The following is a 21651-nucleotide window of genomic DNA, read 5'->3' on the forward strand; positions in this document are numbered from 1 at the left end:
ATGAAAAAGACACTGGTTGCGGCGCTGGCCGCACTTTCCATGGGCCTTTCCGCACAGATGGCCTATGCACTCGACAAGGTGACACTCGGCACCAACTGGCTCGCTCAAGCAGGTCACGGTGGATTCTATCAAGCCCTTGCCGACGGCACCTATGAGAAATACGGCCTCGACGTGCAAATCGAAATGGGCGGACCGCAGGTCAACAATCGCCCGATGCTTGCCGCAGGCCGCCTCGACTTCCTACTGACCGGAAACCTGCTTCTGTCGTTCAACAATGTCGCCAACGGTGTGCCGACGACGGTTGTTGCCGCGTTCTACCAGAAAGACCCGCAGGCATTGATGGCGCATGAAGGTGCGTACAAGGATTTCAAGGATCTGACCAATGCCGAAACGATCCTGATTTCGAAGGACGGCCAGTTCTCCTTCTGGCCATGGCTGGTCAAGGACTTTGGCTTCAAGGACGAACAGCTACGCCCTTATGGCTATAGCCTCGCCCAGTTCCTCAACGACAAGAAAGTCGTGCAGCAAGCCTATGCGACCGCCGAGCCGATTTATGCTGAAAAGGAAGGCGCTAAGGTTACGACCTATCTTCTCGCCGACTACGGCTACAGCACTTACGGCAACACGATCGAAACTCGTCAGGATCTGATCGAAAAGAACCCCGACCTTGTACAGCGCTTCGTCAGCGCTTCCATCGAGGGCTGGACCAATTTCCTGTATGGCGACCGCAGCAAAGCCTATGAACTGATTCTGAAAGATAATCCGGACATGAGCAAGGAAACGCTCGATGCGGAACTGGAGCGTATCAAGAACCTTCAGCTCATCGACAGCGGCGACACGATTGAAAAGGGAATTGGCGCAATCTCGATGGATCGCGTCAAGGCGTTCTACGAACTCGCCCGCAAGGCAGGAATTGTCAGCGGCGACGAACTGGACATGGGCAAGGTCGCGACCGATGCCTTCGTAAACAAGGGCGTGGGGCTCGACATCAAGAAGAAGCTGGGCCAATAACCCCACCTCAATCGCGGCAGGCATGGATGACCAACGGCGACGAGAATGACGACACCGAACTGACCGGACGAGACAAGGTTCTCGGACGCAGGCGGCGCATTCTCGGTGCAATACGGGCTGCCGCGATCGATGAGTTTGCCGAAAAAGGCCTTGCTGGCGCATCCACGCAAGGCATTGCGCATCGCGCTGGTCTCACCAAGCCGCAATTGCACTACTATATTTCGAGCAAGGAAGAGCTTTACGAGGATATCATCGTCTACATCCTCGAAGAATGGGAAGACATATTCCTCGGGGCCAACACCGAGGACGACCCCGCCAAGGTAATCCGCCAATATATCCGTGCGAAGCTCGAATATAGCCAGAAGAACCCCAAGGCTTCACGCCTTTTCACCACCGAAATTGCCAATGGCGCTCCATATCTGAGCCGCCATTGGAAAAAACATGTCTCTGCGACCCATAATGCGGTGAAACTTATCCAGTCATGGGTAGATGACGGCCGCATCAAGCCTGTCGATCCCCTACTGTTTCAAATGCATATATGGGCTGTTACCCAGCATTATGCCGACTTTGAAGCACAGGTCCGCAGCATGATGGAACTGGACAAAGACGAGCCGCTCGACATTGAACGGATCGAGAGGGAAGTTTCGGCGCTGTTTCTGCGGGCCTGCGGGCTGGAATAAACTGCGTACTGAAACCTCGTGTCAACGTAGCCCTTCAAGTTCGGCAATGCGCGCCGCGCTGTCCTTTTCCAGCATTCTGGTCATTTCGCGAATGACCGTTTCCGCCAGCACAAAGAGCGCTGCCGACGAATCCCAGGCTGACGGCACGGCTGTACGTCCTGCCAGAACATGCCTGGCCACACGTGCAATCGGCGAAAGCCACTGGTCGGTCACAAGGATGACTTCCACCCCTCGCGCCCGCGCCTTCTCAGAGAGTTTCAGAAGGCTGTCCTGATAACGACGAATATCGAAAACCACCAGAACGTCGCGCTTTCCCATATCGAGAAGACGGTCACGCCACACACTTTCCTGTCCGCCCAAATGAAAGACGTGCGGACGAATGACAGTCATATGCGCCGCCATATACTGCGCAATGGGATCGGTGAAGCGTCCACCAATGAGATAGACATTTCCTTTCGCGTCGCTCAAAGCTGACACGGCCTGGCGCAGTTGCTTTTCACCGAGGTGCCGAAAGCTTTCACGGATATTCTCCAGCGTGTGCTCCACAGCCGGATAGGCTGTGTCTGGCCCTGTTCCCGGCTGTTCGTTCCGATGGTGCGGCGATTGCAACTGGGCTGCGAGCTCATCCTGTAATCGCGCTTGAAAATCAGGATAGCTTTGAAACCCGAGCCTGTTGACAAAGCGCAAGATCGTAGGGGAGCTGACACCGGCCAAAGCAGAAAACTCCGCGACGGTTTTTAGTCCCAGCATCGGATAGTTGGCGATCAGCGTCTGTGCGGCGCTGCGCTCACCCGCCGGCATTGTATCGATCCGCTCATTGATCAGCTCCGCAACACTTGCATGCACCGGCACAGCACTTTCCGTTCCCGAACGCCCTTTTTGAATTTGGGCGAAATTGTGTTTGACAAATAATCATAGGACGTATCAAATAATCCGCAATAGCGCATAATTGGAAAAAACGTAACATAAGTTACAGCGCGGGGAACAAACAGAATGGCGGACGAGCGAGAACATCGCACGGCTTCGTGCGAGCCTGTTTCTGTCTTCAACAAGGATGGGGAAAGTCCCTATTTCTTTGTCTGCGAACACGCATCCAATTTCATTCCCGAGACTTTCGACGGGCTCGGACTGAATGCCGATGCATTGCGGGCTCATATCGCCTGGGACCCTGGCGCGGTGGAAGTCGCAAGACATCTCGCTACGTCTCTTAACGCGCCTCTCGTCGAAAGCCAGCTTTCGCGGCTGTTGATCGATTGCAATCGTCCTCTCGACGCTCACGACCTCATTCCGGAAATCAGCGAGACAACTGTAGTGCCCGGAAACCACGCTCTCAATTCCATGGAACGTCTGGCGCGCATCGATCTTTCACATCGTCCATTCCACACTGCCGTCGAACACGTAATTGCAAAGCGCGCGCAAAGTGGGTTGCAATCGTGGATCGTGACGATCCATTCATTTACGCCCATTTATCGCGACGTCCCTCGCCCCTGGCAGATCGGTATCATTCACGATGAAGATGACCGGATTGGTAAACCACTTGTTGCCGCGCTTCGGAAAGACCTGAACCTCAATGTCGGCGTGAACGAACCCTACTCACCAGCCGACCGCGTCTACTACACACTGGAGCGGCACGCCCGCCCGCGCAATGCGCCCTGCGTGATGATCGAACTTCGCAACAATGAGATTGCCGATGGTCCGGCGCAGGCCGACTGGGCCGAAAAACTCGCAACGATATTGAAGGACATTGCGAAAGCAATTGGCCCCCACAACACGGAACAGAAAGCCTGAAGGAGCGGGAAATGCCGAAGCCGATCAGACTGTTCGTCAAATATGTTGATGCAGTGAATTACTATGTCGGGCGCTTTGCGATGTATCTCTTCTTCGTGCTGGGTGCCTGCCTTCTATATTCGACTTTTTCACGCGTGGTTCTCGGCGTGCCGGTCAACTGGGTCTTGGAAATGTCCCAGTTTTTGCTCTCTGCCTATTATCTGCTCGGCGGCGCCTACGCCATGCAGCAAGGCGCGCATGTACGTATGGACCTGTTCTTCGACCGTCTTTCACCGCGCAGGAAAATGATCACCGACATGATCACCATCCTGTTCATCATCTTCTATCTCGGTGTGATGGTCGCCGGCGGCATTTCATCGACCAACTACGCCATCGTTTACAACCAGAAAAACTATACCGCCTGGGCTCCGCTTCTATGGCCGATCAAGCTCATCATGACCGTCGGTATTTTGCTGCTGCTGCTGCAATGCGTCTCCAATTTCTTCAAGGACTGGGCCTCCCTACGTGGAAAGCCGATCAGCACCATTGCGGGTCCTGCCATTGAGGAAGGGCATCACATATGAGTTCGGAATTCATAACGCTCTTCATGTTTGCAACCATGATGGTGCTGCTCATGACTGGGCAGCGCGTATTCGGCGTGATCGGTTTTGTCGGCTCGCTCGCCGCGCTCCTGCTTTGGGGCAAAGGCTCGTTCGAGATGCCGTATAATGCCACCTTTGCGGTGTTGAACTGGTATCCGCTTATCACAGTGCCGTTCTTTGTCTTCATGGGTTACATGCTCTCGGAATCGGGGATTGCCAGCAATCTCTACCGCATGTTCCACGTGTGGTTCGGCGGCATTCGCGGCGGCCTGGCACTGGGCACGATCGGCCTGATGGTCATCATTTCCTGCATGAACGGCCTGAGTGTTGCGGGCATGGCCATTGGCGCGACCGTAGCTTTGCCGGAGCTTCTCAAGCGTGGCTACAACAAAGTTATGGTAACGGGCGTCATTCAGGCTGGCAGCTCGCTCGGCATTCTCATTCCGCCAAGCGTGGTGCTGGTTCTCTACGCAATGATTGCCCGGCAGCCGGTTTTGCAGCTCTGGCTCGCAGGGATTGGCCCCGGCCTTCTCATGGCCGCGCTCTTTGCGATCTATATCTACATACGCTGCCGCATCCAGCCCGAACTCGGACCGACTTTGCCGCAGGAAGAACTAGACAGGATCACATGGCACGACCGTTTTGTTGCGCTACGCGCGGGCATTCTTCCGCTGGTGGTTTTCGGCGCAATGATGGGATTGTTCCTCACAGGCGTTACCAGCCTTGTGGAAAGCTCCGCCGTCGGCGCGTTGCTCGCGACACTTGCCGCGCTTTTCACCGGACGCCTCAACAAGATTGTCTGGGAAACCACGACACGGAACAGCCTCACCGTCACCTGCATGTTCCTCTGGATCATTCTGGCCGCGCTTTGCTTCTCATCCGTCTATGATGGTCTCGGAGCGGTGAAAGCCATCGAAAGCGTATTGCTGAACACCTTCGATCTGTCGCCGTGGACAATCCTGATATTGATGCTGTTTTCGTTCATCATACTGGGCATGTTCCTTGATGACACGGCAATGCTGGTCATCGTGGCACCGCTTTACATACCGCTGGTAAAGAGCCTCGGTTTCAACGCCATCTGGTTCGGCGTGCTCTACACCATTACCTGCCAGATTGCATATATTACGCCGCCTTTCGGGTACAATCTCTTCATGATGCGGGCTTTGGCACCGAAGGAAATCACGCTGATAGACATCTATCGTTCAATCGTACCGTTCTTCTTCCTCATGGTGCTGACCATCATCCTTTTGATGATCTTTCCGCAGATCGCGATGTGGTTGCCCAACTGGTACACAGGACGATGACGATAATTACGGGAGAATGCGCATAAACCGGTGACAAGAGCCCGAAGGGCCAGACCGGGACAAATAAAGGGTGAACTCAAACAAGAGTGGGAGAATGGGCATGAGTGAGAATAGCAAGCTTAACAAACGCGATTTTCTCAAGAAAGCCGGGCTGACGACCGTTGGCGCGCTGGGTGCAAGTACACTTGCAACGCCGTATGTCAGGGCACAAAGCCCGATCAAATGGCGGCTCCAGACCTATGCGGGTCCGGCACTTGCAGAGCACGTCATCAAGCCGTCTATCGACGCCTTCAACAAGGCTGCCAATGGCGACATGGTGATCGAACTTTATACTGCCGACCAACTCGTGCCGCAGGGTGAGCTGTTCCGTGCCGTTCAGTCCGGCACAATCGACGCCGCGCAAAGCGACGACGACTCGATGGCGTCTCCAGTCGATGTCGCAGTGTTCGGGGCTTACTTCCCCTTCGCATCACGCTACAGCCTCGATGTGCCCGCCCTGTTCAACTGGTATGGGCTCAATGAAATCTGGGAAGAAGCCTATAAGGAAATTCCGGGGGTTACCTGGCTTAGCGCCGGTTCCTGGGACCCCTGCAACTTCGTGACCACCAAACCGATCCGCAGCGTCGCGGACCTGCAAGGGCTTCGTGTCTTCACATTCCCGACCGGCGGTCGCTTCCTGACCAAATTCGGCGTCGTACCCGTCACGCTGCCGTGGGAAGATATTGAAGTTGCCATACAGACGGGCGAACTCGACGGCGTTGCATGGTGTGGTGCGACCGAGGCCTATACGGTCGGCTGGGCCGACATCAACAAGTACTATCTGACCAACAACATCAACGGTGCATGGGCTGGTTCCTATTTCGCGAATACCGAGAAATGGGAAGCCGTGCCGGATCACCTGAAGACCCTGTTCAAGCTGGCGATGGATTCATCGCACTATTACCGCCAGCACTGGTACTGGTGGGGCGAGGCTCATTATCGCACCACTGGTGGAAAGCTGGAACTGACGACTATTCCGGAATCGGAATGGAAGCAGATCGAAGATGCTGCACAGGAATTCTGGGACGACATCGCGCAGAAGAGCGAACGCAACGCCAAAGTCGTCGCGATCCTGAAAAAATATCAAGAAACCATGCGAGGTGCGGGTGCACCTTACCGCTACGCATGAGAATTTTGGACGCGGCACACTGTGCCGCGTCCATCACTTTTTTCCGTTCTGGAGCGAGCATAAATGGCCGAACAGTTGACTTTCGATGCATTGAAAAGAGCCGTTGCAAACGATGAAATCGATACGGTGCTCGCATGTTTTGTGGACATGCAGGGACGCCTGATCGGCAAACGCTTCTACGGACAGTTCTTCGTGGAATCTGGTTACGACGAGACCCATGGCTGCAACTATCTTCTTGCCGACGATATCGATATGGAGCCGGTGCCCGGCTATGAGGCCGCCGGATGGGACAAGGGCTATGGTGATTTTGTCATCAAGCCAGACCTTTCAACCCTGCGCGTTGCCACATGGCTGGAAAAGACCGCCATCGTGCTTTGTGACGTGCTTGATCACCACGATCATCAGGATCTGGCGCATTCCCCGCGCGCTATCCTCAAGAAGCAGCTCGCACGCCTGCACGAGCGCGGCTATCGCGCTTATTTCGCGTCCGAGCTTGAATTCTACCTCTTCGACGAGACTTACAAGACTGCCCGCGCCAAGCACTGGCAGGATATGGAAACGGCTTCGCCTTATGTGCAGGATTATGTCATCCACCTGACCACCAAGGAGGAGCCGGTCCTGCGCGCAATGCGCAACCAGCTTGCAGCAGCTGGCATCCCGGTCGAAAACTCCAAGGGCGAATGGGGGCCGGGACAGGAAGAGCTGAATGTACGTTACGCCGAAGCGCTCGAAATGGCGGACCGCCATGTCATCATGAAGAATGCAATGAAGGAAATCGCTGAAGCGCACGGCAAATGCATCACCTTCATGGCCAAGTATGATTACAGCAAGGCTGGAAGCTCAAGCCATGTGCACAATTCCATCTGGAGCGCCGACGGCAAAGAGCCGCTCTTCTTCGATCCGAAAGCGCCCTATACGATGACGCCGCTGATGCGTTCCTGGGTGGCCGGACAGCTCAAATACGCCACCGACTATACCTATTTCCTGGCGCCCTACATCAATTCCTACAAGCGCTTTCAGGCCGGCACCTTTGCGCCGACAAAAATCATGTGGAGCCAGGATAACCGCACCGCAGGTTTCCGCCTGTGTGGTGAAGGCACGAAAGGCATTCGCATCGAATGCCGCATCGGCGGCGCTGACCTCAATCCATATCTGGCTTTTGCAGCGCTCATCGCATCGGGCCTGCAGGGCATCGATGAACAACTGGAACTCGACGAGCCCTTCGTCGGCGATGCTTATAGTGCAGTAAAACTGAAGGAAATTCCCTATACGCTGCGCGAAGCCGCACAGGCGCTCAAAAACTCCGCATTCCTCAAGGAGGCTCTCGGAGAAGCAGTCGTCAACCACTACGTCCACACCGCCCATTGGGAACAGATCGAATATGATCGGCGCGTAACCGACTGGGAACTGCATCGCGGGTTCGAGCGCTATTGACCCGCGCGACCGATCCCGAAATGAATAACGCAATGCCAGACTTCAAAGGAAATTGCAGATGAGCGGCACGGCCAAGATCATCTCTCCGATAGACGGCTCGGTTTATGCCGAGCGCCCTTTTTTAAGCGAGGCTGCAATCGCCTCGACGGTGGCGACTGCACGCGCTGCGCAAACAGGCTGGGCTCAACTGAGTATCAATGAGCGCGCAAGCTATTGCCGGGCCGCGCTGGATGCGCTTGCAGAAATGCAGGACGAAATTATCCCCGAAATCGCATGGCAGATGGGACGGCCAACGCGCTATGGCGGCGAGAACGGCGGCGTGCAGGAACGCGGCCAATATATGATCGATATCGCCGAAGAAGCGCTGAAACCCTATGTGCCTATGCAAAAGGATGGCTTCCGCCGGTATGTGAAGCACGTGCCGCTCGGCGTTGTTCTGGTGATTGCGCCGTGGAACTATCCCTATCTAACGGCTGTCAACACGATCATTCCAGCACTTATGGCCGGGAACACCGTGATCCTCAAGCACGCAACCCAGACGCTTCTGGCCGGTGAGCGCTTTGCAAAAGCGTTCGAAAAGGCCGGGCTGCCCAAGGGGGTCTTCCAGAACATCGTTCTCGATCACGCATCGACGGAAAAGCTGCTCACATCCGGCACGATCGACCATGTGAATTTCACCGGCTCGGTCGGCGGGGGTCGCGCCATCGAAAAGGCTGCCGCAGGCACCTTCATGACGCTCGGACTGGAGCTTGGCGGCAAGGACCCGGCCTATGTGCTTCCTGATGTCAATTTGGACCATGCCGTCGCCAATCTGGTCGATGGCGCCTTCTTCAATTCCGGCCAGTGCTGCTGCGGGATCGAGCGCATCTATGTTCATGAAGCAGTCTATGACCGCTTCGTCGATGGTTTCATCGACCTGACGAAGCAATATGTCGTCGGCAATCCGCTGGATAGTTCAACGACGCTCGGACCAATGGCGCAGGCGCGCTTTGCCGATCTCATCCGCGAGCAGAGGGCGGAAGCCTTGCGCAAGGGTGCAAAAGCTCACGTCAACATGAGTGTCGAGAATGATCGCGCAGGTTCTCCCTATGTCGCGCCGGAAGTGCTCACCAATGTCGACCACCAGATGAGTGTCATGCGTGAAGAAAGCTTCGGCCCCATCGTCGGCATCATGAAAGTGCGCAACGACGAAGAAGCCCTCGCGCTGATGAACGACAGTATCTATGGCCTGACAGCTTCGCTCTGGACGGCAGACACGGACCATGCTGCCACTCTCGGCGACCGTATCGAAACAGGCACGGTTTTCATGAACCGTTGTGATTATCTCGATCCCGCACTTGTCTGGACCGGGGTAAAAGACACTGGCAAGGGGGCTGCCCTGTCACCCATCGGCTACGGCAATCTCACGCGCCCGAAATCCTTCCACCTGCGTGAGAAAATCTGATCTGAATTGAATTTCTGGAAAGCAATCGACATGACCACTTTGACTGCCAAATGGAATTTCCCCACCACCGTGCTTTTTGGCCCAGGCCGCATCAAGGAATTGCCTGCTATCCTCAAGGCCGCTGGCATTCAGAACCCGCTCTTTGTGACTGACCCCGGCCTGGCAAAACTTCCTGTGGTGGCGTCCACGCTTGCTATTCTGAACGAAGCCGGTGTGAAGCATGGGGTTTTCTCCGACGTGAAGCCGAACCCGGTCGAAAGCAATCTCTATGCAGGCGTTGAGGTCTTCAAAAGCGGCAAGCATGATGGCGTCATCGCCTTTGGCGGCGGCTCGGCGCTGGATCTTGGCAAGCTGATCGCCTTTCAGGCAGGACAGACGCGACCGGTCTGGGACTTCGAAGACATTGGTGACTGGTGGACCCGCGCCGACAGCAAAGCAATTGCGCCGATCATTGCCGTGCCCACCACTGCTGGCACCGGATCGGAAGTTGGCCGCGCAGGCGTTTTGACCAACGAAGCGACCCATACCAAGAAGGTCATTTTCCACCCGAAGATGCTGCCGGTCACAGTCATTGCTGATCCTGAGCTTTCCACCGGCATGCCGCCCTTCATCACCGCAGGTACAGGCATGGATGCGCTGGCGCACTGCCTTGAAGCCTATTGTGCTCCGGGATTTCATCCAATGGCTGATGGCATCGCGGTGGAAGGTATCCGTCTGGTTTTTGAAAACCTTCCTACCGCCTATACCGATGGCAAGAATATTGAAGCGCGCGCGAACATGATGGCGGCGGCCGCGATGGGTGCAACAGCCTTTCAAAAAGGCCTCGGCGCAATTCATTCGCTGTCGCATCCCATCGGCGCCCTCTATGATACCCATCATGGCATGACGAATGCGGTTTTCATGCCCTATGTCCTGCTTCAGAACCGATCCGCCATCGAAAAGCGTATAGAACGGCTTGCCGATTATCTCGGCATCAAGGGCGGTTTTGACGGATTTCTGGCGGCTATCATGAAGTTGCGTACCGAATTGGGCGTCCCCAACACGCTCCCTGAATTCATCAAGGGTCTCGAAATGGACGACGCCCGGAAGGACCTGATTGCCGAGATGGCTATCGTCGATCCAACCGCTGGCGGCAACCCGATTGAATTGACAAAAGAACGCGCGTTGAAGTTGCTAAATGCTGCACTCGAAGGTAAGGTCTGACACGCTGAATTCAGACATGGCAAAAGCCACGAGAGGTAAGCATCGCACCACCTATGGCGGGGGGCGATGCATTGGGGGGCAGGTTCTTGGGGAGGAGCCTGCTCCCTTTCATTTTGGGGATTGTCTAACCCCGCCCGGAACTGTGAAAGCCCGGCTCTTGGGTTCTTAAATAAGCGGGAACAAATCGATATTTCAAGCGTTTACCCTGGTCATTTAAGACGGAGGGCTGCACGTGAATATCTTCAAACAAAGCTGTGTCGGGGCGTTCGCCGTGATCTTTGGAGCAACGTCCATCGCACCGACGATGGCTGCCCCTATGAATCTGGATCGCCCGGCCATCAACCAGAATGTCGAACAGGTGCGCGACCATCGCCGCCCGCCGCGTCACTATCATGGCCAGAGGCCCAACCGGCCGGGACATTGGAACGGACATCGCGGCTATCGGCATTATCGCCACGGCTATCGTCGCCATAGCGATGGATGGTGGTATCCACTGGCAGCGTTCGGTGCAGGTGCGATCATAGGAGGCGCAATAAGCCAGCCTCGTCCTGTTTATCGCGCACCGCGGATGTCAAATGCGCATGTACAATGGTGCTATAACCGCTACCGGTCCTATCGCTCGTCCGACAATACATTCCAGCCCTATAATGGGCCGCGCAGACAGTGCTATTCACCCTATTCTCGCTGATAATTGGAAAGCGCCCCTCGAGGGCGCTTTTTCATAGAATTTGCGATCTATTGAACAGAAACGTGATGAAATTTCCGGTTTCTGCCATAATCCAATGCTGGACGCCTTCCTCAAAGAGGAATAAGCAAGCCCGCGTCATATCAATGTCGCGGGCAAAATTTTCTCTATTCCCATTCTTTTGCGACATGAGGGACAATATCAGAACGCGGATAGTGGAAGAAATGTGCTCGACATTCTCCATGACCAGTTCAGTCCAAAGCCGACAGTCGCTCCTTAGCTGCGTGCATTGCGCGGGCAGCGGAACATTTTCGGCGTAACTTTGAGTTTGAAAATGTCGCATACCACCGCCACAAGCCACGCCCCCACCAATGCACAACGTCTGGCGATGACCGCCCTGATCGTTGGCGGCATTGCTATTGGCAGTTCGCCGATCTTTGTCCGGCTTTCCGAGGTGGGGCCGCTGGCAACCGGTTTCTGGCGTCTTGCGCTTGCAGTTTTACCACTCCTGCTCATGGATGGTCGCGAACGGCGCGACGAAAAGGATGCGGCACCGCTCACACTATCCGACTGCCTGCGCCTCGCCCTGCCCGGTCTGTTCATCGCCTTCGATCTCGGCGCGTGGCACTTGTCGCTGCACATGACCTCCGTTGCAAATGCCACGCTGCTTGCCAACATGGCGCCGATTTTCGTGACATTGGGCGCTTGGTTGCTTTTCAAATCGCGCGTGAGCACGTCCTTCATGATCGGCCTTGCCGTCGCTGTCATTGGCGTCGTCGTGCTAAAGGGTGGACCGGGCGAGCTTCTCCAGTCCCAATCGTCCGGCGATGCGATGGCGCTTCTGGCCGCAGTCTTCTATGCCGGTTACATCCTTTCGGTTGGGCGCTTGCGCAGCCGCTTTTCCACCATGCGCATCATGCTGTGGAGCAGCGCAATTGCCGCCGTCTTTTCGCTGCCGGTTGCATATTTCATGGAAGGTCAGATACTGCCTGCCACGCTCTATGGCTGGCTTATTCTCGCAGGCCTCGCATGGGTAACCCATGCCGCAGGCCAGAGCATGATCGCTTATGCCCTCGCCTATCTTCCGGCATCGTTTTCGTCACTCACCTTGCTTCTACAACCGGTCGTCGCAGCGCTTCTTGCCTGGACTATCCTGTCGGAGCCTATCGGCATGTTGCAGGCTCTGGGTGGTATCATCGTGATATCGGGGATTCTGATTGCTCGAAGAGGGTAGGATATGAAAAAGCCCCGGAAAACCGGGGCTTTCTTACTGAACTGATTACTCAGCCAGCCATTCCTTGATGCGGTCCGGGTGGTCCGCGATATATTTATCGACGGCCTTCTCATAGGACGTTTCCTGTGCATCGAACATTGCAGCTTCGAGCTCGCTGATCGGAATGCTCATTTTGGTCAGCAACGAAGCAACCTTCGGATTGTCTTCCTTGAAGCCCTTGCGCGCGATGGCGTCGATATGTTCGGCACCGCCGAGTGCGCCTTCAGGATCGGCAATGTAACGCAGCTTGTACTTGCCGAACATCCAATGCGGGCTCCACGACGTTGCCACGAACCAGCCATCAGAACGCGTGGCACGATCAACCGTCGTCAACATGGCCGCTTCACTCGAAATATTGAGCTTGTAGTCCAGCCCGTATTTCTTAATCGCTTCCTGTGATAGACGAGTGAGGCCTGCGCCCGGATCAATGCCCTGAATTTCACCCTTCAGCTTCTCGCGAACTTCCGGCTTCTTCAAATCTTCGATGGAACTGATCTCGCTTTCCGGAATGTAAGCGGGAACGATCCAGCCAAGCTTCGCGCCTTCATAGAGCGGGCCGAGGTCTTCGACCTTGTCCTTCACGCGCGCATAGTAATCAGCATGCGTTTCCGGCAACCAGGCCATCATCATGGCGTCGATATCGCCACGGCTCACGCCCTGATAAAGTGGGGCCACGTCCGTCTGAACCAGCTCAACCTTCTGGCCGAGATTGTCTTCGATCAGCTTCTTGGCGAGTTTGGTGACGAATTCGGCATCTGACCAAGGTGCCCAGCCGATTTTCACCGGCTTGCCGTCCTGCGCAAATGCTGCGCCCATGGTCATCGTTCCCGCCACAACTGCCGCCAGACCGAATTTGGTTAGTTTGCCTAACATAGCTTCTCCTTTTCGATTGGTATCAGTTCCCGTTGTTATTCTTGGTTATTATTTTTGCTTGTTTCATGCTTCCTGCTTGCGAAAGGACGAGGCGGACTGAGCGTCCGCCGCCTTTCTCAAAGATGCTAGCCGCTTGAAAAGTCCAGTTCCGCCCTTGCCGAAGCTCTGGGTAATGCGGTCGAGAATGACCGCCAAAATGACTACTGCGAGACCACCTTCAAAGCCGAGGCCCACATTGAGGCGCTGGATGCCGGTCAACACAGTATTGCCGAGGCCACCCGCACCGATCATCGACGCGATCACCACCATCGAAAGCGACAGCATGATCGTCTGGTTGATGCCGGCCATGATCGATGGCATGGCGTTTGGGAGCTGCACCTTGAACAGAAGCTGCCGGGATGTGCAGCCGAAGGCGAGCCCCGCTTCAACGAACTCCGCATGTACCTGCCGGATACCAAGATTGGTCAGACGCACAACCGGGGGCATCGCAAAAATCACCGTCGCAATTGTTCCGGGCACGGCACCGAGGCCGAAAAACATTGCCGCTGGAATGAGATAGACAAATGCAGGCATCGTCTGCATGAGGTCGAGCACCGGGCGCACGATCGAAGCGACTGTATCGCTACGAGCCATGGCGATGCCGAGCGGAATGCCAATAACGACAGCGATTACTGTCGATGCCAGCACCAGAGAGAGGCTTTCCATCGTGCCCGTCCACAATTCCATGTGGATGATGAGCCCCAATGCGAGAGCCGTGAATATCGCGAACTTCCACCCCACACGCCACAGCGCGAGCAGCGTGAGAATTGCAACCCCACCTAACGGCGGGACAGCGAGAAGAGCGTTTTGAATACCGTCAGTCACAAAACCGATGGCGGCTGCGATCATATCGAGCGCGGGCGTAAAGTGGTCGAGAATGTAGTTGACCACAACATCCGCCCATCCGCCGACACTGAAATTCAAATCCATGTTTTACCGTCCATTTCCGTATTTCTTCTGGATTGGACCAATTCTGCCTTCATCAGGCAAAAGGCCGTTGGCGCGCAGGTCTCAACCCGCGCGACCAAGCGTTTCAAGCAAGGCCGATTTGCTGATAGCACCGACATAACGGTTCTGGTGATCAGTGACCGGAACCGGCCAGGGGCTTTCCGCCACCTGCGTCAGCAATCCGGAAAGCGGCGCTTCGGCTTCGATGGCAGAGACACTATCCAGTCTCTCGCCGCCTTGCGTTGGGATACCCTTTGCCAGAGCGTCACGACTGACCATGCCGCGATATGTGCGGTCTGCATCGATCAACACACCGAATGTCTTCCCGCTCGCATCAAAACGTTCGAGCGCTGTTGCCAGCTGTTCGGGTTCGAAGACGATCAGCTCGTCCTCGCGCGCCACATCGGCGGCCTTGAAAACGCGGGACACATCGACATTGCGGAAGAAGGAACGGACATAATCATTGGCCGGTGCGGACACGATTTCGTTCGGCGTTCCCACCTGCACGACCTTGCCGTGCTGCATGATGCAGATACGGTCACCGATGCGCATGGCTTCGTCCAGATCATGGCTGACGAAAATGATCGTCCGGCTATGCTCTGCCTGAAGCCGCTTGAGTTCGTCCTGCATTTCGGTGCGGATCAGCGGATCGAGGGCGGAAAAGGCTTCGTCCATCAGAAGAATGGTCGGCTCGCTTGCCAGAGCACGCGCCAGTCCGACACGCTGTTTCATGCCGCCAGAAAGCTGGTCCGGCATGCTATGGGCATAAGGCTCCAGCCCGACGGCAGCGAGTGCCTTCAGCGCCTTCTGATGACGTTCCGCCTCACCCATTCCAGCTACTTCAAGACCGAAGGAGGCATTGTTCAGAACCGAACGGTTGGGCAGAAGAGCAAAAGATTGGAACACCATGCTCATGTCGCGGCGTCGAAGATCGATCAGCTCACGTTTCGTCATTTTGACGATATCGCGACCGTCCACTTCGATGGAACCGGCAGTCGGTTCGATCAGGCGATTGAGCAGACGCAGAAGCGTTGATTTGCCCGAGCCGGAGAGGCCCATAATAACGAATACTTCGCCTTCATAGATGTCGAAGGTCGCGTCATCGACGCCGATTGTTGCGCCGAGTTCACTGTGAATCTGGGTTTTTGACTTACCTGCGCGCAATTCTTGCATTGCACGCTCCGGGTCATCGCCGAAGACTTTAAAAACGCTCTTCAAGCTTATTTTCGTCTCAGCCGGCGACTTCATACTTTCTTCCTTGTATAAAATACCATGCATTAAGTTTAACCCCGCTGTGCTGGCGGACTTAATCTCCTTTTTAACATTGACAGAACTTCATTCCAGCGCAAAGTGCCCACACGCTATCTGCGTTCCGCAAACGGTTCGCATGGAATGATTATCGATAGATTTCCTGATTCTATATAGGTCATTTCCCGACATGTCCACCCACAGCCGTGAATTCATCTAAATGTTCCGTCCAACAACCGTCCCCTTGAATGGTTTTTCTGAAGGGTTGCGCGACAAACTCAGAGGGCTGTTCGACACTGCTAAAAGCAGGTGTCAATCGACCAGCCTGAAGACAATAGTAGTCCCGTTCCAATCAATTACTGGAACGACCTGCGACAAATATGCAGTCAGCTGCGACATCATTCGAATTAGTATATTTCGACACTGAAACGAATATAATTACAGAAAAATAGTATGATTATACTGCAAACCAGAACTAACCCGAGCCAGACTTAAAAAGACGCCAGAGACCGCAAGGAAGCACGCCATTTTGCATGAGAGGATCAGTTCCCCAAAATGCCCTCCCGGAATTCACCGGGAGAGACAAGGTGCATTATCGGATCACTTTATAATGATCGCTTAGGCTCAGGCAAAAGTGACATCATTTTCCGACAATTCGGCAAGCGTAACATTTTCGATAATGATTCCGTTTGCACTACCATCAATGCTCACGAAAACGCCTTCGGACGTATCGACAGATGCGGCAACAAAGCTGTCGAAGTTTGTGATGGCATCTACGCCTCGGAACAGGAGGACGTCTCCGCCATCTACGTTGAAATCAGTTACGCGATCGAGACCTCCGGACTGAACAGATTCATCGTCCCAGATAAATGTGTCGGCACCGCTGCCACCGGTCAGGATGTCGGAACCTGCTCCGCCCAACAACCGGTCCGAACCCTCGCCACCATTCAGTTCGTCGTCACCATCCCCACCAAGGAGATTGTCGGAACCGCTGGCGCCATAGATATAATCATTGCCCCCGCGGCCATCATAGGTGTCATTCCCGCTAAACCCTTCCCGAAAGGTCTCCGAACTGGTGATACGATCATCGCCGTCGCCACCGAAAATTTGAGCCCCCATGGTCGCCGAGCGAACATCGAGGTTGAATTTCTCTATCGTGGTGTAAGATGCGGCATCGAAAGTAAAGCCACGGGCAACGTCGTCAAAGTTCACCGAGAGCGTGTCGGTTCCTTCACCACCATCAATACTGCCGAGGTTGCCGTCACTATAAATCGAGAACGTGTCGTCACCGGCGCCGCCAGACATCTGAAACCAGTATCCGGCATAGTAGCTATCCTGCACACCAGCTGAAAAACTGTCATTGCCATCGCCACCAATCATGATGTCGCTATCTGCGTTGTAGCTGATGAACGTGTCATTACCCGCGCCACCGATCAAAGTGTCCGTGCCTGGTCCTCCGTAGAGAATGTCATTACCGTCGCCACCGTTGAGAGTGTCGTCACCTTCACCACCATTTAGGATATCGTTACCCCGGCCTCCCAGCAGCGTATCATTGCCTTCATCGCCGGAGATATTGTCGTCGCCATTGCCGCCGTCGATAATGTCATTGCCGCTGCCGCCGCGGATTTCATCGGCACCGCCTCCACCCCAGATATGATCATGTCCGGCACCGCCGGAAATCTGATCATTCCCAGCTCCAGCCACAATCTTATCGTTGCCGGCACCCGCGTGAATGTTTGCAAAGGCAAAACCTGACGCATCGATGACATCGTTGCCTGCACCCGTCTGAAGATTCAGACGTTCGACATCTGTGAAATAGAGGTGATTGTCACTGACCGCTGGATTTGCCCAGTAAGCGTGCCCTTGCGCCGCACTGAACACAACGGCGTCTTGCTGGTTCGACAGATCGGCTACAAGCGTATCAATTCCTTCCCCGCCTCGTGCAGCCCCGCCAACGAAATTGAAGACGAGGCGGTCATCACCGGCTCCTCCCGTAAGTTCATCAAATCCTGAGGCATCTCCCCCGGTAGTGGTCAGAACGTCATCGCCCGCGCCCCCATCGAGAATGTCGCTGCCGCGACCTCCATCGATAAAATCATTTCCAGTTAGACCCCATATACGGTCATTCTCGTCAGAACCGACGATATTGTCTGAATTGGTTGTGCCGACTATTTTTGCCATAGTACATCTCCTCGCATAGAGAAGAACCATAGCTTCAAAATTTTGGAAGATTAAGTAAGAATATATTACATGTTTATTATATTTCAAATTTTGAATTATATTATTTGTTTATTATTTCCAATAATATAGCGATGAGATAAATATCTCAACTTTATTATTCAAAATAACGCCAATTAAAATCATATCTATATTATATTTTACTATGTCTGCATTATTACAGGGTGCTTACCCCTGCAGAATAAGGCGCAGACTGATTAATCCGCGCCGTGATTAATGCCTCAAAAGCCAGATATCTCAGCGATACGCCATGTATCCGACAAAGCCGGTGATCTTCCAGCGTGCGCCGTCGCGACGACAAAAATAAAGCGTTTGCCAGTTGAGACGATCAACTGTTCCGTCCTTCCTGGCTATCGTTCCATCGAATTTTTTCCGCGCGACGGCAACATCGCCCGTAATATCGATCACACTCAGGTTGGTCGCACGAAAGATACCGTCTGCCAGAGGTTCGGCGTATTCGACCGCAGCACTTTCCGCCGCCTGTCGCAGCCATTCGTCGCGATAGCTTGCGAGCGTCGGAAATCCGGCATCCCATTTGTCGGGATCGCGATCATTATGCGCATGAATGCCAAGAAAGCGTGTTTCATCGAAATCATCGGCCACCAAGGACCAGTCCTGCGATACGAAAGCTTCAATATCGCGCTGTACAAGCATCTCCCAAATCTGCTCACGATCCTTGTCGCCAGCAAACGGATTGGCCGCAGCCTTCATTCTATCCTCCTGATTATCTTAATTTTCCACGTGCGGCGACCGGCAGGATATCGACAACATCCTCGCCCGAAACAAGATGGACCTCATCAAAGAGATTGGATACGACGCAGACGTGATCCGGAATAATCCGGACCCGTTCGCCAACCTTCAAGCTGGCGACGTCGCCGGTCAGCTTGCCGTGCTCCTCACTCAGACCGATAACACGTGCATCGGGACGGCCCATCACTTCGCCAAAATCGCTCAGCCCAAGCGTATCGCTGGACAGTGCCTTGGACCCGGCATCGATGATCGCACGTCCGGAGGTCGGATGGCTGACGACTGTTGAAAGCACCGTAAAAGCGCAGTCATCCACTGTCGCAGCCCCCTTCTCGACCTGATAACGGTCGAAATAGATATAGGTGCCGGGACGATATTCGGTGACAACACTGTCACTGGGTTTGCGCCACATATCGGGCGTGCCACCGCTCGAAATTGTCTCACAAGGAAGACCGTTTGCTTCCAGCAGCTCGCGGGCCGAATAAAGCCATTGTTCAGCCTCGTCCGGCTTGCCCGCTGCGGGATAGGTCATCAGACCGCCGAAACGAAGACCTGCACTTTGATCGATGATCCGCGCCAGTTCCAATGCTTCGGCTGGCGTCTGCACGCCACAGCGCCCCATACCGGTGTCGCACTCGACCAGCACTTTCAACGGGTGTTTTTCATCGGTAAAACGTGCCGCCAACCCCGCAAGTGAGGTTCCATTATCAACCGTCACTGCCAGGGTGATGCGTTGATGCAGCGCATGCAGACGGTCAAGCTTTTCCTGTCCCAGAATATTGTAGGGCAGGAAAATGTCCGTCATTCCAGCATCGGCCATGACTTCTGCCTCGCCGAGCTTCTGGCAGGTAATCCCTGTCGCGCCCGCCTCCACTTGCATTTTGGCAAAGAGCGGCAGTTTATGCGTCTTGATGTGCGGGCGCAGTTTAACACCCACTGAATCCGCATGAGCTTGCGCCTTGGCGATATTCGCTTTCACACGATCAATGTCGATGAGGATAGCGGGTGTATCCACCTCGTGAACGGTTTTTGGTCTGGTCATGAATCAGTCTCCCAACGGCAAGCGCGGATCATCTATGGTGAGCGTATTGAGGCTATGCTTGATGCGGCGCAGGCTTTCCAGCACCTTTGGGCCACGCGCTTCTGCTGTCGCCGTAGCGATCATATCGAGAATGGCGAGCAGCGCGAAGCGTGATGATGTCGGCTTGTAGATATTGCCGTCTTCATTGGCCTGATAAGGGATGAGCACATCTGCCGCCTTGGCAAGATCGGAACCGACAGGCGTGATCGCGACTGTCTGCGCTCCATATTGCCGTGCGACCAGCACGGCCTCTACCACCGAACGCGCGAAGCCCGAGACGGAGAAAGCGATCACCGTCGCTTCATGTGTAGTGACGGCGGCATACATGCGCTGCAACTGCCCATCGACCTGTGCGCTGACCGGAATACCGAGCCGGAACAAGCGGTTCTGCATTTCTGTTGCCAGCATGGACGAGATGCCGCCAGACCCCAGACATAGCACAGGGCCACCGGCGGCAAGTCGTTCCGCCACTTTCATCAACACGCTCATATCAAGCCCGTCGCTGGCACGTTGGATAGCGGCAACCGCCGCATCGGTCACAGCCGTGGCTATACGGCTTTCACGCACATCGCGGGCGGGAATTTCCGCCGTCAGATACTGGCCACCAATGGCCAGCGCCTGTGCCAGAAAGAACTTGAAATCGCGAACCCCATCACAGCCGAGCGCACGGCAGAAGCGGGTCACTGTGGGTTCGCTGACACCTGCTCTGGTCGCAATTTCCGAGATTGCCGCCTTGGAGGCGTAATCGGGATCGGCCAGCACGAGCGCAGCCAGCCGCCGGTCGGATTTCGATCCGTCCTGCGCCACGACATGCAGCCGCGTGATGATGTCGGCAACCTTGCTCATCGGAAGTTCAAAGCGGGAGACCGCTATCCTTGTCGAAAAGATGTATATGTTCGCTCTTTGCAGTTACAGGCACTTGCTCGCCCGGCGCAAGATGCATGCGCTCGCGAAACACAGCTCGTATGGGCTGCCCGGCAATCTGGCCATAAATATGGGTTTCAGGCCCCGTCGGCTCAACCACCTCCACAGTGAGCGTCAGCCCCTTGCCATCCGGCGCGACCGCAAAGTTTTCAGGCCTAATACCAGCTTCCGCCTGTCGGGTATCGGACGTTCCCGCACCAACGGCGATTTCTTCACCCTCGCCAGTACGGAATATTCCGCCCGACACCGTGCCCGGAATGAAGCTCATGGACGGTGAACCGATAAAGCTCGCAACGAACTTGTTGGCGGGACGGTCGTAAAGATCCAGCGGCGCACCGATCTGTTGAATCTTACCCTGATTCATAACCACGATTCGATCAGCCATGGTCATGGCCTCGATCTGATCGTGGGTGACATAGATCACCGTCGATTTCAGCCGCTGATGCAGGGCCTTGATCTCCGTACGCATCTGCACGCGCAACTGCGCATCGAGATTGGAAAGCGGCTCATCAAACAGAAATACCGACGGTTCGCGAACAATGGCGCGCCCCATGGCGACGCGCTGGCGCTGTCCGCCTGAAAGCTGGCGTGGGTAGCGATCAAGATAGGAATGGAGATTGAGGATGGACGCCGCCCTGTCCACCTTCGCGGCCGTTTCTTCCGATTTCTCGCCGCGAATGCGCGGACCAAAACCGATATTTTCACGCGCCGTCATATGCGGAAACAGCGCATAGGATTGAAACACCATCGCAATATTGCGCTTTTGCGGGGGCAACTCGTTAGCCCGTTCCCCACCAATCAGAAGGTCACCGCCGGAAATAGGCTCAAGCCCGGCTACCATCCGTAAAAGCGTGGATTTTCCGCAACCGGAAGGACCGACCAGCACAAGGAATTCCCCGCTTTGAATATCGAGATCGACACGGTCGAGAACGGTCAATTGTCCGAAGGTTTTGGTGATACCGCGCAGCGAAACCTCTTTCAT

General features: G+C 55.0%; 20 protein-coding genes. 11 read left to right on the forward strand and 9 right to left on the reverse strand.

The genetic code is table 11. From position 1 onward, the window contains the following. Positions 1-1011 (forward strand): ABC transporter substrate-binding protein, encoded by a 1011-nt coding sequence (locus F9K94_RS16670; protein ID WP_151647034.1) that lies wholly within the window; start codon positions 1-3, stop codon positions 1009-1011. A gap of 26 nt (positions 1012-1037) precedes the next feature. After that, positions 1038-1691, forward strand: a complete 654-nt coding sequence (locus tag F9K94_RS16675; RefSeq protein WP_151647036.1) for a TetR family transcriptional regulator C-terminal domain-containing protein — start codon at positions 1038-1040, stop codon at positions 1689-1691. Positions 1692-1712: 21 nt separating this feature from the next. Here the strand turns inward: F9K94_RS16675 and F9K94_RS16680 are convergent, their stop codons facing one another. Continuing rightward, complete coding sequence (locus F9K94_RS16680; protein ID WP_235813518.1) at positions 1713-2492, reverse strand: MurR/RpiR family transcriptional regulator; 780 nt, start codon at positions 2490-2492, stop codon at positions 1713-1715. Positions 2493-2684: 192 nt separating this feature from the next. Between F9K94_RS16680 and F9K94_RS16685 the strand changes: the two genes are divergently transcribed. The 9 genes from F9K94_RS16685 to F9K94_RS16730 all read left to right on the forward strand — a co-directional run bounded on the left by F9K94_RS16685 (position 2685) and on the right by F9K94_RS16730 (position 12532). Beyond that, positions 2685-3479, forward strand: a complete 795-nt coding sequence (locus tag F9K94_RS16685; protein WP_151647038.1) for an N-formylglutamate amidohydrolase — start codon at positions 2685-2687, stop codon at positions 3477-3479. Positions 3480-3490: 11 nt separating this feature from the next. Next, entirely contained in the window at positions 3491-4042 is a 552-nt protein-coding gene (locus F9K94_RS16690) for a TRAP transporter small permease subunit (protein ID WP_061346995.1), read from the forward strand. Beyond that, complete coding sequence (locus tag F9K94_RS16695; protein ID WP_151647041.1) at positions 4039-5364, forward strand: TRAP transporter large permease; 1326 nt, start codon at positions 4039-4041, stop codon at positions 5362-5364. Before F9K94_RS16690 ends, F9K94_RS16695 begins: the two co-directional genes overlap by 4 nt. A gap of 100 nt (positions 5365-5464) precedes the next feature. Then, on the forward strand, positions 5465-6532 hold the full coding sequence (locus tag F9K94_RS16700) for a TRAP transporter substrate-binding protein (protein WP_061346993.1): 1068 nt from the start codon (positions 5465-5467) through the stop codon (positions 6530-6532). 63 nt (positions 6533-6595) lie between these two features. Then, entirely contained in the window at positions 6596-7966 is a 1371-nt protein-coding gene (locus F9K94_RS16705; RefSeq protein WP_151647043.1) for a glutamine synthetase family protein, read from the forward strand. A gap of 58 nt (positions 7967-8024) precedes the next feature. Continuing rightward, positions 8025-9410, forward strand: coding sequence for an aldehyde dehydrogenase family protein (locus F9K94_RS16710; RefSeq protein WP_151647045.1), 1386 nt, complete (start codon positions 8025-8027; stop codon positions 9408-9410). Positions 9411-9440: 30 nt separating this feature from the next. Beyond that, on the forward strand, positions 9441-10613 hold the full coding sequence (locus tag F9K94_RS16715) for an iron-containing alcohol dehydrogenase (RefSeq protein WP_151647046.1): 1173 nt from the start codon (positions 9441-9443) through the stop codon (positions 10611-10613). A 304-nt stretch (positions 10614-10917) separates the two neighbouring features. Further along, positions 10918-11301: a BA14K family protein gene (locus F9K94_RS16720; RefSeq protein WP_407922053.1), complete on the forward strand. Its 384-nt coding sequence runs from the start codon at positions 10918-10920 to the stop codon at positions 11299-11301. Positions 11302-11632: 331 nt separating this feature from the next. Then, positions 11633-12532, forward strand: coding sequence for a DMT family transporter (locus F9K94_RS16730; protein ID WP_151647050.1), 900 nt, complete (start codon positions 11633-11635; stop codon positions 12530-12532). A 45-nt stretch (positions 12533-12577) separates the two neighbouring features. Here the strand turns inward: F9K94_RS16730 and F9K94_RS16735 are convergent, their stop codons facing one another. The 8 genes from F9K94_RS16735 to F9K94_RS16770 all read right to left on the reverse strand — a co-directional run bounded on the left by F9K94_RS16735 (position 12578) and on the right by F9K94_RS16770 (position 21651). Continuing rightward, positions 12578-13444, reverse strand: coding sequence for a glycine betaine ABC transporter substrate-binding protein (locus F9K94_RS16735; RefSeq protein ID WP_010659072.1), 867 nt, complete (start codon positions 13442-13444; stop codon positions 12578-12580). A 63-nt stretch (positions 13445-13507) separates the two neighbouring features. Next, positions 13508-14413 (reverse strand): ABC transporter permease, encoded by a 906-nt coding sequence (locus F9K94_RS16740; RefSeq protein WP_151647053.1) that lies wholly within the window; start codon positions 14411-14413, stop codon positions 13508-13510. An 81-nt stretch (positions 14414-14494) separates the two neighbouring features. Next, entirely contained in the window at positions 14495-15679 is a 1185-nt protein-coding gene (proV, locus tag F9K94_RS16745; RefSeq protein WP_151647055.1) for a glycine betaine/L-proline ABC transporter ATP-binding protein ProV, read from the reverse strand. Between the two features lie 624 nt (positions 15680-16303). Then, entirely contained in the window at positions 16304-17860 is a 1557-nt protein-coding gene (locus tag F9K94_RS24875; RefSeq protein WP_151647057.1) for a calcium-binding protein, read from the reverse strand. Between the two features lie 294 nt (positions 17861-18154). After that, complete coding sequence (locus tag F9K94_RS16755) at positions 18155-18628, reverse strand: hypothetical protein (RefSeq protein WP_151647059.1); 474 nt, start codon at positions 18626-18628, stop codon at positions 18155-18157. Between the two features lie 13 nt (positions 18629-18641). Then, positions 18642-19706, reverse strand: a complete 1065-nt coding sequence (locus tag F9K94_RS16760) for a D-TA family PLP-dependent enzyme (RefSeq protein ID WP_061346983.1) — start codon at positions 19704-19706, stop codon at positions 18642-18644. A 3-nt stretch (positions 19707-19709) separates the two neighbouring features. Continuing rightward, positions 19710-20591 carry a MurR/RpiR family transcriptional regulator gene (locus F9K94_RS16765; protein ID WP_151647061.1) on the reverse strand — a complete coding sequence of 294 codons (882 nt, stop codon included), beginning with the start codon at positions 20589-20591 and terminating at the stop codon, positions 19710-19712. A 7-nt stretch (positions 20592-20598) separates the two neighbouring features. Beyond that, positions 20599-21651, reverse strand: coding sequence for an ABC transporter ATP-binding protein (locus F9K94_RS16770; protein ID WP_151647063.1), 1053 nt, complete (start codon positions 21649-21651; stop codon positions 20599-20601).

The organism is Brucella tritici, from assembly GCF_008932285.1.
GTDB lineage: Bacteria > Pseudomonadota > Alphaproteobacteria > Rhizobiales > Rhizobiaceae > Brucella > Brucella tritici.